At 44.5% G+C, this 290-nt stretch carries 1 protein-coding gene; it reads left to right on the top strand.

Annotation, left to right across the window (positions count from 1 at the left end):
- Position 1: 1 nt before the first annotated feature.
- A partial coding sequence (gene thrH, locus PZH32_RS13705; RefSeq protein WP_275208815.1) for a bifunctional phosphoserine phosphatase/homoserine phosphotransferase ThrH occupies positions 2-290 on the top strand: 289 nt, incomplete at its 3' end.

Consider the following 290-nt stretch of genomic DNA (forward strand, 5'->3'; position numbering starts at 1 on the left):
GATGTATATAACATGTCTTGATGTAGAGGGAGTACTTGTACCGGAGATTTGGATTGCATTCGCAGAGGCGAGTGGAATTCCGGAACTCAAGAAGACAACAAGAGACGAACCTGACTATGATAAACTGATGAATTGGAGACTTGGAATTCTGAAAGAGCATGGTCTTGGACTGAAAGAGATCCAGGAGACAATCGCAAAGATCGATCCGCTTCCGGGAGCGAGAGAGTTCTTAGATGAGCTCCGCACATTCAGTCAGGTAATCCTGATCAGTGATACATTTACACAGTTTG

The sequence above is a fragment of the Adlercreutzia equolifaciens genome, from assembly GCF_029076695.1.
GTDB classification, from domain to species: Bacteria; Actinomycetota; Coriobacteriia; order Coriobacteriales; family Eggerthellaceae; genus Adlercreutzia; species Adlercreutzia equolifaciens_A.